At 42.3% G+C, this 14617-nt stretch carries 12 protein-coding genes; 11 read left to right on the forward strand and 1 reads right to left on the reverse strand.

The annotated features are described in order from the left end of the window. The first annotated feature begins 151 nt into the window (after positions 1–151). The 7 genes from BLQ87_RS00645 to BLQ87_RS00675 all read left to right on the forward strand — a co-directional run bounded on the left by BLQ87_RS00645 (position 152) and on the right by BLQ87_RS00675 (position 10184). A complete protein-coding gene (locus BLQ87_RS00645) occupies positions 152–718 on the forward strand; it encodes a sigma-70 family RNA polymerase sigma factor (protein ID WP_074603986.1) in 567 nt (188 codons plus the stop codon). A 69-nt stretch (positions 719–787) separates the two neighbouring features. Then, a complete protein-coding gene (locus BLQ87_RS00650; RefSeq protein WP_074603987.1) occupies positions 788–1750 on the forward strand; it encodes a FecR family protein in 963 nt (320 codons plus the stop codon). Between the two features lie 118 nt (positions 1751–1868). Further along, positions 1869–5396, forward strand: a complete 3528-nt coding sequence (locus tag BLQ87_RS00655) for a SusC/RagA family TonB-linked outer membrane protein (protein ID WP_074603988.1) — start codon at positions 1869–1871, stop codon at positions 5394–5396. Positions 5397–5432: 36 nt separating this feature from the next. Continuing rightward, on the forward strand, positions 5433–7214 hold the full coding sequence (locus BLQ87_RS00660; RefSeq protein WP_074604880.1) for a RagB/SusD family nutrient uptake outer membrane protein: 1782 nt from the start codon (positions 5433–5435) through the stop codon (positions 7212–7214). 35 nt (positions 7215–7249) lie between these two features. After that, on the forward strand, positions 7250–8092 hold the full coding sequence (locus tag BLQ87_RS00665; RefSeq protein ID WP_143010293.1) for an endonuclease/exonuclease/phosphatase family protein: 843 nt from the start codon (positions 7250–7252) through the stop codon (positions 8090–8092). 233 nt (positions 8093–8325) lie between these two features. Further along, positions 8326–8910 (forward strand): TetR/AcrR family transcriptional regulator, encoded by a 585-nt coding sequence (locus BLQ87_RS00670; protein ID WP_074603989.1) that lies wholly within the window; start codon positions 8326–8328, stop codon positions 8908–8910. 71 nt (positions 8911–8981) lie between these two features. Further along, the gene (locus tag BLQ87_RS00675) at positions 8982–10184 is read left to right on the forward strand and encodes an MFS transporter (protein WP_074603990.1); all 1203 of its coding nucleotides are present in this window, start codon (positions 8982–8984) and stop codon (positions 10182–10184) included. Here the strand turns inward: BLQ87_RS00675 and BLQ87_RS00680 are convergent. Continuing rightward, on the reverse strand, positions 10174–10464 hold the full coding sequence (locus tag BLQ87_RS00680) for a barstar family protein (RefSeq protein WP_074603991.1): 291 nt from the start codon (positions 10462–10464) through the stop codon (positions 10174–10176). The two genes, BLQ87_RS00675 and BLQ87_RS00680, sit on opposite strands and share 11 nt — an antisense overlap. A 528-nt stretch (positions 10465–10992) precedes the next feature. Between BLQ87_RS00680 and BLQ87_RS00685 the strand changes: the two genes are divergently transcribed. From BLQ87_RS00685 to BLQ87_RS00700, 4 genes are all read left to right on the forward strand, one after another. Continuing rightward, positions 10993–11301 carry a hypothetical protein gene (locus BLQ87_RS00685; protein ID WP_074603992.1) on the forward strand — a complete coding sequence of 103 codons (309 nt, stop codon included), beginning with the start codon at positions 10993–10995 and terminating at the stop codon, positions 11299–11301. Continuing rightward, positions 11298–11960: an ATP-binding cassette domain-containing protein gene (locus tag BLQ87_RS00690; protein WP_074603993.1), complete on the forward strand. Its 663-nt coding sequence runs from the start codon at positions 11298–11300 to the stop codon at positions 11958–11960. The genes BLQ87_RS00685 and BLQ87_RS00690 overlap by 4 nt, the downstream gene beginning before the upstream one ends. A gap of 55 nt (positions 11961–12015) precedes the next feature. After that, the gene (locus tag BLQ87_RS00695) at positions 12016–12978 is read left to right on the forward strand and encodes an energy transducer TonB (RefSeq protein ID WP_074603994.1); all 963 of its coding nucleotides are present in this window, start codon (positions 12016–12018) and stop codon (positions 12976–12978) included. A gap of 168 nt (positions 12979–13146) precedes the next feature. Next, positions 13147–14616: a rhomboid family intramembrane serine protease gene (locus BLQ87_RS00700; protein WP_074603995.1), complete on the forward strand. Its 1470-nt coding sequence runs from the start codon at positions 13147–13149 to the stop codon at positions 14614–14616. Position 14617: the final 1 nt, after the last annotated feature.

Genomic DNA, 14617 nt, shown 5'->3' on the forward strand with positions numbered 1-14617 from the left:
AGTGTAGAATAAAGGAAGATAGTAGGCGCCGATTCTAGTCGGCCGGGGGGATATGTACATTGATTTTAGTATCAGTACTTCGATTTAGCATTGGTGTTTCCCATTTCCAGAACTTAACATCTTGTTTACATTGGTTCTCTACTTTTGGGGTATGCTTCAAGGTAGTGGAAATAATGAGGAACTTGTCCGGCAGTTAAAACTGGGCAATGAGGTAGCTTATGACCTTTTATATGAGCAATATTGGAAAAAACTCTATATCCATGTCCTGAGCCGGGTTAAAGATGAGGATGCTGCAAAGGATATTGTTCAGAACGTTTTTATCAGCATCTGGGAGCGAAAAGATAGTCTGGAGATCAATACTTCGTTGGACCAGTTTTTATTCGGCGCGGTAAAATTAAAGGTGCTCAATTATTTCAGAACAGAGAAGATCGCAGAGCGGGTAATGGAATATACGCTTCAAAAGCTGGAAAGGGCTACCGTTTCTATTCATGAAATGTCTGATTATTTAGCGCTGGAGAAGCTGATTGAAATTGAAATAGAAGAACTTCCTGAAAAAATGCGGCGTGCCTACCTGATGCGGCACGCCCATTTGTCTACTGCAGAAATCGCAGAGAAGCTGAACCTGGCCGAACAAACAGTGTCCAATCATATTTCTGAAGCGATGCGGAGGCTCCGGAAAAAGCTGGGAGATAAATTTCCGGAACGTCTGATTAGTTAACATAAGCTTAACGATTTGTAAAAGTAGTTTCCGGGTCCTGTTGGTACTTATAATAAAGAAAGCAGCAACTTGGAACCAGATCAGTTTAAAAAAATATTAACGCGTTATGCCGATGGCCTGGCAAATGAGGAGGAAAAGCAACTCATTGCCGCCTGGTATGATTCCTATGACCAGGAAAATGAGGCGGCCGTATTTTCTGATTCGCTGGAAGAAGAACTGATCAGGAAAGAAATGCAGCAGGCGATTTTAAATCATAGAAATCCTCCTGAGATCAGAAAATTCTCCTTCCGGCAATATTATAAATATGCTGCGGTACTGGCCATTGCAATAGCTGCAGTTTTTCTGGGAAAGCCTTTTCTTAAAAAGCCGGTTAAGCCCAATTCAGAACAAGACTTCAGGGTGATCGAGACCTATGCCGGGGAATATAAAAAGGTGACACTGGAAGATTTAACGGTCATTCAGATGAATCCGGGAACCCGTTTAAGGATTCCATTGCAATTTGCTAAACTAAAGGACAGGACGGTCTACATGGATCAGGGGCTTGCTTTTTTTGAAGTGGCAAAAGATCCGCATCATCCCTTTGTGGTCCATAGCGGACAAATCAAAACGCTGGTGCTGGGCACAAAATTCGCCCTGAGTACCGAAAAAGCTACACTTACTGAAGTGAGTGTAAGCGAAGGGAAAGTTCGGGTGAGCAATGGAACTCAGGTTCTGGACGACCTGATACCGGGGAAGAAGCTCCGTTACAATTCAAAAAATGAGCAATGGAAGGTCAGTAATTTTGCCATCAGGGAGCACAATGTCTGGTTTCAGAAAGTGATCAATCTGAACCATGCTTCATTTAATGAGCTCGCAAAAATCATAGCCATCAATTACGGCGTAAAAATCAGAAGTGGCAATAAGCATACGGCAACTTATGTCTATAACCTGCAAATCAGGTCGACCCGTTCACTAACGGAAACATTGAAGATCATTTGTTCCGTACACCAGAATAAATATAGGAGGACAGGAAATGAAATAGTGATTTACTAGTCTATAAAAAACCGGATCTGAAGCAGATCCGGAGCGATAAATTCAACAGCATAAGCTTGAGACCCTCTGTCTGTTGGATCTTAAAAAGAATCTTATTTATCAATAATGTATCAAATATATGAAAAAACATTTACTGCTATTGCGGAAAATTATGCGTCATACTCTTCTTGTTTACTGCGCTATTATCGCCTGTTCGCAACTGTTATTTGCGGAAAGTTCCAACGGACAGGCCTTAGATAAAAGAATCAATATCTCTTTCAAAAGAGAGAACCTGCTGAACGTTATTGAGCAATTGAGGCTGAAAAGCGGAGTCGATTTTGCCTATGACCCGGCTTACCTTAGCCTTCGGAAAATCAAAGTTGGGGAGATGGATTTTGATCAGAAAAGAATCTCTTCCATTCTGATGAGCATTTTCCAGGAAACGGATATTGTTTTCAGAGAAGAAGTGCCGGGGATGATCACCCTGCTCCGCAATCAGGAGCCAGGTAAGATCAGCGGTAAAATTGTGGACGAAAAAGGAGAACCTTTGCCTGGAGCAACAATTAAAGTTATAGAGCTGAATGCAGTGGTACAGAGCAATACAAACGGTACTTATAGCATCAGTGCCGCTCCCGGGATTTATACACTTGTGGTGAGTTATATTTCTTATGGCAGTGTGACCCAGACTAAAGTAAATGTAAAAGCCGGAGAGATTACCAGCTTAAATGTTTCTTTAACGGCAGAACCGGGTACCCTAAATGAAGTGATGGTGGTTGGATATGGTACTCAGAAAAGAGAAAACCTGACTGGTGCGGTTGATCAGGTGACTTCAAAAATGCTGGAGAACCGTGCGGTTCCCAATCTTGCTCAGGGTTTGCAGGGAATGATCCCAAATCTGAACCTTAGCATTGGAGATGGAAAGCCGATCCAGTCGCCGGCCTATAATATCAGAGGGACGACTTCCATTGGTCAGGGCGGTAATGCTTTGGTATTGATCGATGGTGTAGAGGGAGATCCTTCAAGAATCAATCCCAATGATATCGCCAGTGTTACAGTGTTAAAAGATGCGGCTTCTGCTTCGATTTACGGTGCCAGAGGTTCTTTTGGGGTGGTTTTAATCACGACTAAAAGCCCGGCAAAGGAAAGAACGTCGATCAGTTATACGATTTCACAGTCGATTAAAAAGCCGACTACAGTTCCTGATTACGTAACCGATGGTTACACCTTTGCCCGTATGTTTAACGAGTCCTGGTCGGCCTGGAATGACTATTCCCAAACACCTCAGAATATCAATAAAACAGTGAAATTCTCTCCGGCCTATCTGGAAGAATTGAAACGGAGGTCGGAAGACCCGAGTTTACCGAAGTATGAAGTAAACAGTAACGGAGAATACGTGTATTATGGCAGTACCGACTGGTATGAACAATTGTATAAGGGCCACAATGCCGCTACAGATCAGAATGTTTCGCTATCCGGTGGAAGCGGAAAGACTGATTTTTACGTCTCAGGAAGGTCTTTTACCCAATCAGGACTGTTCCGTTATAATTCCGATGACTATCAGTCTTATAATCTTAGGGCCAAGGGGTCGATCGAGTTATATCCCTGGTTAAAGGTATACAACAACGCCGATTACTCTGCGATTAAATACCACAACCCGGTTAACGTAGGAGAAGGTGGGGGAATCTGGAGAAATATTGCGGATGAAGGACATAATGTCGCCCCAATGTTTAATCCGGATGGAACCTTAACTTATTCTGCTGCCTATGGTGTAGGAGATTTATACTATGGCAAGAATGGAATTGATATGGACAGGAAAGTATTCCGTAATACCACGGGATTCAGCAGTAATTTCTTTGACAATAAATTCAGGGTAAAAGGTGACTTTACCATTCAGAATACCAATAACAATGAAAGCAGAAGACGTGTTCCCGTTCCTTATAGCAGAAAACCAGGGGTAATTGAATATGTAGGAACCAATTTTAATGACCTGCAACAGCTGTACAGAACGACGCAATACCTGGCTACCAACGTTTATGGAGAATATGAGCCTAAAATTGGAAAGGATCACTATGTGAAAGTCCTTGCGGGGTATAATTATGAGCAGTCTACTTACAGGAAGCTGGAAACGGTTCGCAATGGTTTAATCTTTGAAGATGCCCAGGACATCAGCCTTGCACTCGGACAATCCATTACGACAGATGGAGGTTACGATCAATGGGCGATACTAGGCGGTTTTTACCGGTTGAACTATGCATTTAAAGACCGCTACCTGGTAGAGATGAACGGGCGTTATGATGGTTCTTCTAAATTTCCATCCAATCAGCGTTATGCTTTCTTTCCTTCAGTTTCAGCGGGATGGAGATTGAGTAAGGAGCCTTTCTGGAAGGTAAACCCTAACGCCATTACTGATGTAAAGATCAGGGCCTCTTATGGTTCTTTGGGAAATGGAAACATCGGTTCTTATGCTTTTATGGAGAAATTTAGCATCTCGCAATCGGACAGGGTTTTAAATGGCGTGCGTCCTCAACAGACGAATCAGCCTGGGGTGATTCCTGATGGTTTGACCTGGGAAACTTCTACCACACAGAATCTTGGATTGGATATCGCTTTTCTGAACAACCGTTTAAACTTTAGCGGAGACGCTTATATCCGTAAAACCACGGATATGTTTACTGTAGGAATGACGTTGCCTGCAGTATTTGGAATAGAAGTTCCAAAGGGAAACTATGCGGATCTGAAGACTAAAGGATGGGAGGCAACCGTTTCCTGGAATGACAAATTTGAGGCTGGTGGTAAACCGCTCAATTATTCTGTTCGTTTAACGTTGTCAGACTATACGGCAAAAATCCTCAAATTCAATAATCCGGAAAGAAGACTGGATAATTATTATGCAGGGCAGGCAGTAGGAGAGATCTGGGGATTTGTAACGGATGGTTATTATACCGCTGAGAACATTGCCAGTTCCCCTAACCAGGTGTTGTATAAATCTTCCAATACCGGAAAGATCCTTCCTGGTGACATCAGATTTGCTGACCTAAACGGCGACGGGGTTATCAATAACGGAGGCAATACGGTAGGAACTCCTGGGGATCGCAAGATCATCGGTAATTCTACCCCACGTTATACCTACGGAATTTCTCTTGGGGCCGATTGGAGTGGCTTTTTCTTCAGTACTTTTTTCCAGGGTGTAGGAAAGATGGACTGGTATCCGGGAGCTGAAAACGGAACTTTCTGGGGACAATACAACCGTCCATATAATAAAGTTCCGAAATCTCAGCTCGGCAATATCTGGTCGCCTGAAAACCCGGATGCTTACTTCCCAAGATACAGAGGTTATATCGCGCAAAATGGTTCTGCAACGCTGACACAGGTGCAAACAAAATACCTGCAGAATGCTGCTTATATCAGAATGAAGAACCTGCAGGTGGGTTATAATGTACCACCGGCCTTCATTAAAAGAATAGGCCTGAGCAATTTGAAAGTCTTCTTTACCGGGGAAAACCTCTGGTCATGGTCGCCTTTGTATAAAATTACCAGAGATCTTGACGTGGAAAATATTGGAAAATCAGATCGGGTACTGGAAACAGACCCTACTAAAAGCTCTGGTAATGGCAACAATTATCCGATTCTGAAAAGCTTCAGTTTGGGTTTATCCGCAACATTTTAATCAGGACAAATGAACAATATTTTTAAAGATATAGATATGAAAAAATTCTTATTGTGGTTTATAGCAACCGGAATTCTGTTCTCAGGTTGTAAGAAATTAGATCAAACACCACAGGATACGGCAACAAATGCAGCCGTATTTGGAAATGAAAAAGGACTGGAGTTGTATGCAAATTCATTTTATAAGCTATTGCCAAGGGCCTCGGACGCCCATAAAGGAGATGCAATGTCTGATTATGCCGCGCGCAGTCAGGCGCCTAATTTTTTACTGGAAGGGGCTTTTGGTTCCAGACAGAGTGATGGTTGGAAATGGGAGAACCTGAGGAACATTAATTATTTTCTGGAGAATAACAAGGATCCTAAAGTGCCTGTTGCCATCAGAACGCAATACAACGCACTGGCGAGATTTTTCAGGGCTTATTTTTATTATGATAAGGTGAGGAGGTTTGGCGATGTACCCTGGATCAACAAAACATTTAAAGTAGATGATCCGGACCTATATAAGGGTAGGGATACCCGTAGTTTAGTGATGGATTCTGTGCTGGCAGATTTGAATTACGCCTGCGATAACCTGACGAGAATAACCGATAATTCCCGTTCATTGATTACTAAATATGTGGCCCTTGGTTTTAAATCAAGAATTTGTTTATATGAAGGAACTTACCGTAAATACCATACAGAAGCATCCCTAACAGGGACTGCGGATCAATGGTTAAAGGAAGCAGCCGATGCGGCAAAAAAGGTAATCAGCTCAGGCAGTTTCACGTTGAATACTGCTGGTGGTACGGATCTGGCTTATAGAAATCTTTTTATCAGCACTGCGCCGGTGGCGACAGAGGTGATGTTGGCTTCTGTGGCCGATGCGAACCTGGCGGTTTATAATGACGCCAACTGGTGGTGGACAAGTGCAACTTATGGTTCGAGAATCAGCTTAACAAGAATGTTTGTCAACACTTACCTTAATATTGATGGTACACCTTTTACAGCGCGGGCAGGTTATCAGATCCTTCCATTTACAGAAGAGGTGAAGGGCAGGGATAAACGATTGCAGCAAACCATTAGAATGGGGAGTTACAAACGCTTAAACGGTGGTACACCTGAGGCAGCTCCGCCTATATTCTCTTACACTTATACCGGTTATCAGCCGATCAAGTGGGTGCTTGATGAGACCGGATATGATGGTGGTGAAAAGAACATCAATTCTATTTCTTTAATGCGCTACGCGGAAATATTGTTAAACTATGCCGAAGCAAAGGCGGAGTTAGGTGGATTTAATGATACCGATTGGCTAACAACAATTGGTGCCTTACGCCAAAGGGCCGGCATCACCGGAGGCTTAACCTCAAAACCTGTCATTCCGGATGCTTATCTGAGAGAAAACTATTTCCCTGATATTTTTGATGCAACGCTTTTAGAGATTCGCAGAGAGCGTGGTATTGAACTCTCCCTGGAAGGACTTCGCTTTGATGATATCGTGAGGTGGAAAAGAGGAGAACTGATGACTAAGGTTTGGAATGGTTTTTATGTTCCGGCATTGAATGTACCAATGGACCTCAACGAAGATGGGGTAATGGATGTTTGTTTCTATCAGGTCATGCCTGGCACAAAGGTTCCGGGAGTCACTTATGTCAATGTAGCTGCGAAAGTAAACGGACAGGACAATCCTCAGCGTTTGTCAAATGATACCTATGGAGAACTTACCTGGCTGGCCACGACTACCCGTATTTTTAAGCAGAGACATTATGTATACCCAATTCCTGAAGCAGATGTATTGTTCAATCCCAACCTTCAACAACATCCGGATTGGCTTGGCCTGTAATTTATCATTCCATAACATTTTTTAAATCACATATAATGAACATCAAACATTTAATACTATCTGCATTTTTTATAGGATTTGGCCTGACTGGTTTTGCCCAGCAATTGACTGTTGGCTCATTTAACCTGCGATACGACAATCCAGGAGATGAAGGCAACCGTTGGGAAAAGAGAGGTCCTGTAGCGGCTAACCTGATTCGCTTTCATCAGTTCGATATTTTTGGCACCCAGGAGGGCTTGAAAAACCAGATCAGTGACCTGGATGGACTGCTTCCTGAATTTGTACATTATGGTTCCGGACGTGATGATGGAAAGGATGGCGGAGAACATTCGGCTATTTTCTACCGTAAGGATAAGTTTAAGCTGTTAAATAAAGGCGATTTCTGGTTGTCAGAAACACCGGACAAACCAGGACTGGGTTGGGATGCGACCTGCTGCAACAGAATCTGCAGCTGGGTATACCTGGAGGATGTGAAAAGTAAAAAGAAGTTCTACTACTTTAATGCGCATTTTGACCATCAGGGAAAAATCGCCAGGATAGAAAGCGGAAAACTGATGTTGAAGAAGATCAAAGAAATTGCAGGAAACAGCCCGGCAATTTTTACAGGAGACCTAAACGGCGGACAAAAAAGTGACTGGTACTTAACATTGGCAAACTCCGGTCTTTTAACGGATACCTATACGCAGGTGAAATATCCGTATGTAAATAACTCCTCGTTTAATTCCTGGGGAAAAGATGTTGGAGGGTATGAAATTATTGACCATGTATTCGTGACCAAAGGCATCACTGCAAAGCGATGGGGGATACTGACCGATACCTATCATGGTAAATATGTTTCGGATCATTTCCCTATCCTGGTGGATGTAAACCTGAAGTAATTTAACATTCTTTTAAAAATGTCGCGGGGTTTTCTGTCTTAACAGAGAACCCCGTTTCAGTACAAAGTATTTGTGGCGAAGTTTAGGGCAATCAGTAAAGAACTTGCGTAACAAGTCAAAAAAGCCCGTTTATGATGACATACGGGAATATTTCGGCTTAGAATGAACTGTTCGATATGTTTTGTACTGATCGGTAAAAAAAAGTATATCTTTGTGGCTTAGTTTTTAGAAATATGTCTGGAAGACCAAAAATATTTGAGGAAGAAGAAGTCATCAGTAAAGCTGCGGCCCTATTTTGGTTAAAAGGATACGAAGCCAGTTCTACAGAGGAATTGCTGGTGGCTATGGGAATCGGAAAGGGGAGTTTTTACCTGGCTTTTAAAGGCGGTAAAAGAGAACTTTTTGAGAAGGTTTTAACGTCGGTGAGTAAGAAAGAACTGAAGCAGCTCAGGGACAAACTGGCCATTGCGGATAATCAGGTTGAGGTGATTAAAAATCTTTTCAGGAGTATCGGCCTCGCCTCAAAAGAAACCAATGAAAAAGGCTGCCTGTTCGGTCATACCATCGCCGACTTTTCCGCCAGAGATCTGGCTTTGACGAACATCGCCGCACAGCATTTACAGCAACTGGAAGAAATTTTTCATCAGGTCATTCTCCAGGCCTCTGAAAAGGAACAGCTCAAGACCAATGAAGATCCGCAGTTGTTGGCCAGCCATCTGATCACCATGTGGAATGGTCTGGGGATTTCCAGAAGGATATCTTCCCAATCCGGGTCTCTAAGTCCTCTAATTGAAATGCAACTGAAAGTGTTGCTCTAGTTTTTTTATCCTATTGTGTACTGTTTGGTACATAATAGGTTTGTCTCCCTAAACCTTATATACAATTCAAAATGATCGCTGAACAAGAAGAAATGCCGCTCCCTCCGTTGCCCCGTTTAATGGTTTTACTGTTTGCCGTTGCAGCTGGATTAGCTGTTGCCAATGTATATTATGCACAACCAATGCTCCACCTGATGGCTGCCGAATTTGGGATTCCGAAGGGCTCCGCAGGAATCATTGTAACTGTTACTCAAATCGGATATGGCCTTGGACTGCTGCTGATCGTTCCGTTGGGAGATGTGCTGAACCGAAGGAAACTGATTTCCGGACAAATGCTGCTGTCTGTACTGGCATTGATGATCATTGGTTTTGCCCATCATCGTTTTGTTTTTTTTACGGGAATGGTATTATTGGGTTTACTTGCAGTAGTGACGCAGGTGCTGGTGGCCTATTCGGCTACTTTAGCCGCTCCATTTGAACGTGGACGTGTGGTTGGCCTGGTGACTAGCGGGATCGTAACAGGCATATTGCTGGCGCGTACGGTGTCGGGAACAATGGCAGATCTTGGCGGTTGGCGTTCTGTTTATTTGCTCTCCGCAGGCCTGACTTTAGTTTTAACAGGGATACTATTGAAGGTCTTGCCGGTAGCCGATCAGCACAAAACATTGACCTCTTATCCGAAATTGCTGATTTCCATGTTCAGACTATTTGCTGCTGAACCCTTGTTGCTGATTCGCTCGCTGATTGCCATGTTTCTTTTCGCTGCTTTTAGCACACTTTGGACAGCACTGGTATTCCCATTGAGTGCCCCTCCATTTTCGCTGTCTTCCACGGAAATAGGTCTGTTTGGCCTGGTGGGAGTGCTTGGTACATTAGGGGCAACAAAAGCCGGGCAACTTGCGGATCGGGGCAAAGCACAATGGACCACAGGTATCGCGTTATCGCTCTTGCTGCTATCCTGGCTTTCAATTGGCTTTACGGAATCGTCCCTCTGGGCGTTGGTTTTGGGAATCATTATACTTGACCTGGCCGTTCAGGCCGTTCATGTGACCAATCAGAGTCTGATTTATACTTTGCAGCCCGAAGCAAGGAGCAGGATCGTTGCAGGATATATGATCTTTTATTCCATCGGTAGCGGACTGGGCTCCATCACCTCGACTAAAGTATTTGCGGCCTCAGGCTGGACCGGAGTTTGTGTTTTGGGTGCAGGCTTTAGTCTGTTGGCATTGCTCTTTTGGGTGCTAACGCGGAAGTATGGTAAGGCTAAGCTTTAGAAAATTCAATATGGTCATGCTCTTCAATAATCCTGACGAGTTTGTCGGCCAGCTTTTTTCCTAAGTCCAGTTTGCTCTTTGAAAAATCTTTCCAGATGAGCTTTATGGGCTCTTTATATTCATGGACGCCAAAGCCTCCTTCCAAAAGGTCGCTGAAAGCGTCCAGATTATGACCGGTTTGCCAATCCAGATCTTTACTCAATACCTTATCTGTTTCTAAGTAAAATGTGGCTAATTCTGAAAAGTTTTCCCCGTTGATGATGATTGTTTTCTTATCCATTTGATACTGCTGTTAGACCGGATTCAATTCTTCCCTGTCGAAATACATTAGGACTTAACAATCCTGATCAGCAAATAGTTTTAAATTTGAATACATTTGTAATTTGATTAATATTTTGTTACCCACGCATGAAATACGAGATAGATACTGTTCATCCATCGGAATACCAAGATTTGGGAAGCATCGGTGCGGGCAACACATCATTTTCTTAAAGAAGAAGATATCCTTTTCTTTAAATCACTTATTTTAAATGAATATTTAGCGGCAGTTGAACTCAGTTGTATCAGAGGTAAAAACGGCAAAACCGATACCCGGGGAATGGGTATTGGAAAAGCGATTTTATGAACACATGCATTTTCAGACCATTAGCCGCTCTGAACTGGATGGGAAAACCATTTCCAATATTACATATGGAACTTAAATTATAAAATAAAGACGCCGGAAGACAACCCTATGGAACGTGATTTATTCAAATACATATTTTATATTTGGAATTAAGGAGGCCTGATTTATTCAATTTGCAATCACATGACCATAAGAAAAACATTACGGCTTTTACTGACTTTTTATTCCAGCTTTTTCCCGGCTACATTTCTGATCTCCCTGGCCTGTACAGGCCTTTTTATGTACCTCGGGATGGCTTCACTAACAGTGCTGATCTGGTTTAAGATTTTTACACTTGGTATTATTGTTTATTATATCAGCAACTATAAGTATAAAGAATTCCTTTACTATCAAAATCTGAGCATTTCTAAGATTTTTCTTTGGAGCTGTACGCTGAGTGCCGAGCTGCTGGTCTTTGCGCTGCTCTTCATTTTATCTTTAAAACTGGCATGATTCACAAACTTGAAATAGACGGTGTTCTTCTTGAATATGGCTCCAGAAGAATTTTATCTGATGTTTACCTGAAATGTGAAACGGGAAAGGTCAGCGGCTTGCTGGGAAGAAATGGAAATGGGAAAACGAGTTTGATGAACATCATTTTTGGAAGCCTTGTTCCCAACAGTAAGTCTGTTCGTTTTGATGGGGTATCGGTTCCAAAGGCTTACTCGGTTCCGGCCTTGCTGTCTTACCTTCCTCAGTTTAATTTTATCCCCGGAAGCTTAACGCTAAAAAGAGTATTTGCTGATTTTAATATGGATTACAGCAGTTTTGAAAAGCACTTTCCCGAATTTAAATCAGCATTATATAGTCAGGTGCTCGGGTTATCGGGAGGACAAAGACGCCTGCTGGAACTTTATGTGATCCTGAAGTCCAAATCGAAATTCGTCCTGTTGGATGAGCCTTTTTCTCATTTGAGCCCTTTGATGATCGGGGGGATTAAAGAACATCTGGAAGAAGAAAAGAAAAACAAAGGAATCCTGATTACAGATCATTTATACCGTCATGTAATTGATGCTGCGGATGATCTTTATTTATTAGCAGAAGAAAATGTTCATCTGATTAAACATATAGCCGACATCGAACGCTTAGGATATGCGCATTTAGACCATTAATTCAAATTACTTTCCAGTAAAATTTAAATATCTTAGCGGTGTAATTTATATAAACATGAATAAAACCGGCTTATTTTTTATTACTTTTCTTGGCTTTGCCTCAGGAACATTCGCACAACGACAAAATCAGTATTTCTTAAAAGATAACGGGATCCAGGTGAAGCTCCGTGACAGTGCTGATTACCTGCGTATTGTGCAGGAGCCGGAGCAGGGGAGTAAGCTGTATAAAGTAAATGAATATTACCTTGATGGAACGGAAAAGAGTTCGGGTTTTTCAAAAACCATAAATCCGCCGAAATATGAAGGGCCCTATATTTCCTATTATAAAAATGGAAATAAGCATGTCAGCGGAAATTATAGCGACGGACTGCTGAGAGATAGTGTAGATACTTATTATCCAAATGGAAAATTGTATACTCGTCTGGTTTGGCCCTTAGATCCGGAACAGAATATTTTAAAGCAAACGTATATGCATACGGTAATGGATTCTACAGGAAGATTTTTGGTGAAGAACGGAAATGGAGACGGGATTTTTTACAATCATGACTTTACTGAAATTGTTGAGCAGGGGAAGGTTAAGGATGGTACTTACGATGGGCTTTGGACAGGTGGAGACAAGGAAAATGGATTTCAATTCAAAGAAACTTATGAAAATGGGAAGCTCCTTTCCGGAGAAAGCAGGGACGCCAATGGACAGGTTTATACGTATACAAAGAAAGAATCCCTGCCAGAGTTTACAGGAGGAATGAACCAATTTTATAAATACCTGGGACGCAAAATTCAATACCCAAATGGAGCACAAAAGCGGGGGGTGCAAGGGGTAGTGTATCTGCGCTTTGTGGTGAAGAAGGATGGATCTATAAAAGATATTACTCTGATGAACGATATCGATCGGGAACTTGCGACTGAGGCGATAAGAGTGATGCGGCAAAGCCCGCCCTGGATACCAGGGATGCAAAGAGGGGTTCCGGTGAATGTACTCTATAACATTCCCATTTCCTTTAGTCTTGGGAGGTAAATTTCTGAACCATGGAAATTTTATGCAGTTTCTCCTCTGCTCAATGGGATGGTCCACAGACTTTCAAAAAACATAAATAGTTCGGATGGCGATCTTTTTAGAAATCATTGTATTTTCTAAATAAAAGATGAACCTTTGACCGCATAAATATTCCTGAAAAAAGAAAATATGGCAATAGGATTTACCCCGAAATATGTAGAAGAGATTCCCTTAAACGCTGGAGAGGGGCAAGCCTTTCTGGTTCGCAGTGTTGAAGCAGTACATCAATTAGGCTGGAAGATCTTCCAGCTTAGTGAATCAGGAGTGATTGCTCATACGGATAATGGTCCTTTCTACGGGGATTCAGAGTTAAGGGTAACGGTTGAAGAAGAAACTGTGCGCATTGAAAGTTCCTCTTTGGGAAGCGAAATGGTAGATTGGGGAAGAAATAAAAAAAACGTGGATCAGTTTTTGGCTGTTTACAATGAATTGAAACCTCTTTCTGCAGAAGAACTTTCCTTTAAGTATGAACTTTTGAAAACTGATTTCGTTGCTCCAGAAGCTGATGTTTTGAAGCTTCCTCCGGCAACAACTGCAGAAAGTATTAAAGAGTTCTTCTATATTTTCCGGCCGGTAAATGGGTATGTGGTCACTCCGGTTTTAATGTACCTGAATATCCTCGTTTTCATTATAATGGCCATTGCAGGGGTTAATGTTTTTGAACCTACTACAGAAAGCCTGCTCAGTTGGGGGGCTAATTTTCGCCCTTTGACCTTAGAAGGACAATCCTGGAGACTGCTGACCAATTGCTTTTTGCACATCGGGGTTTTGCACCTGCTGATGAATATGTATGCATTGGTCTATATCGGCCTTCTTCTGGAACCTTATCTGGGTAAAGTCCGGTTTATTTCTGCTTATCTGCTCAGTGGCATCACGGCAAGTGTTGCCAGTTTATGGTGGAATGACCTGACGGTGAGCGCGGGTGCCTCAGGTGCAATTTTTGGAATGTATGGGGTATTCCTTGCGATGTTGACTACGAACCATATCGAAAAAACAGCGCGTAAAGCATTGCTGACAAGTATCATGATCTTCGTTGCGTTCAACCTTTTAAATGGAATCCGGGGAGGAATAGACAATGCTGCCCATATCGGCGGATTGATTGGCGGATTAATCATTGGTTATGCCTTCCTTCCAGGCTTGAAAAAAGCAGATGATGCCAGGTTGAAATTTGGAGCAATCGCATTGATGGGCTTGTTGGTATTGACGAGCTCCTTTGTGGTCTATAAACAAATCCCGAATGATTATGGCATTTACGATCGGAAGTTCGCTGTATTTACGGAGTTAGAGGCTAAAGCATTGGCCGTCTATGAATTGCCAAAAGATGCACCAAAAGAACAATTACTGAAAGGGCTTAAAGAAGATGGCCGGGACAACTGGCAGAAAAGTTTAAATATCATTAAGGAACTGGATGAATTGAACCTTCCTGAAGTGTTTCATGAACGGAATGTGATGCTTAAAAAATATTGTGAACTCAGGATTAAAAGCTATGATCTCGCGTATAAAGCTATAGCTGAAAATACGGAAAAGTATAAAGATGAAATGCTGGGTTATAATGTAGAAATACAAAACCTCCTGAATGAACTGACCGCTCAGAAATAAA

Origin of the sequence: Pedobacter steynii, from assembly GCF_900103665.1 — a bacterium.
Classification (GTDB): domain Bacteria; phylum Bacteroidota; class Bacteroidia; order Sphingobacteriales; family Sphingobacteriaceae; genus Pedobacter; species Pedobacter steynii.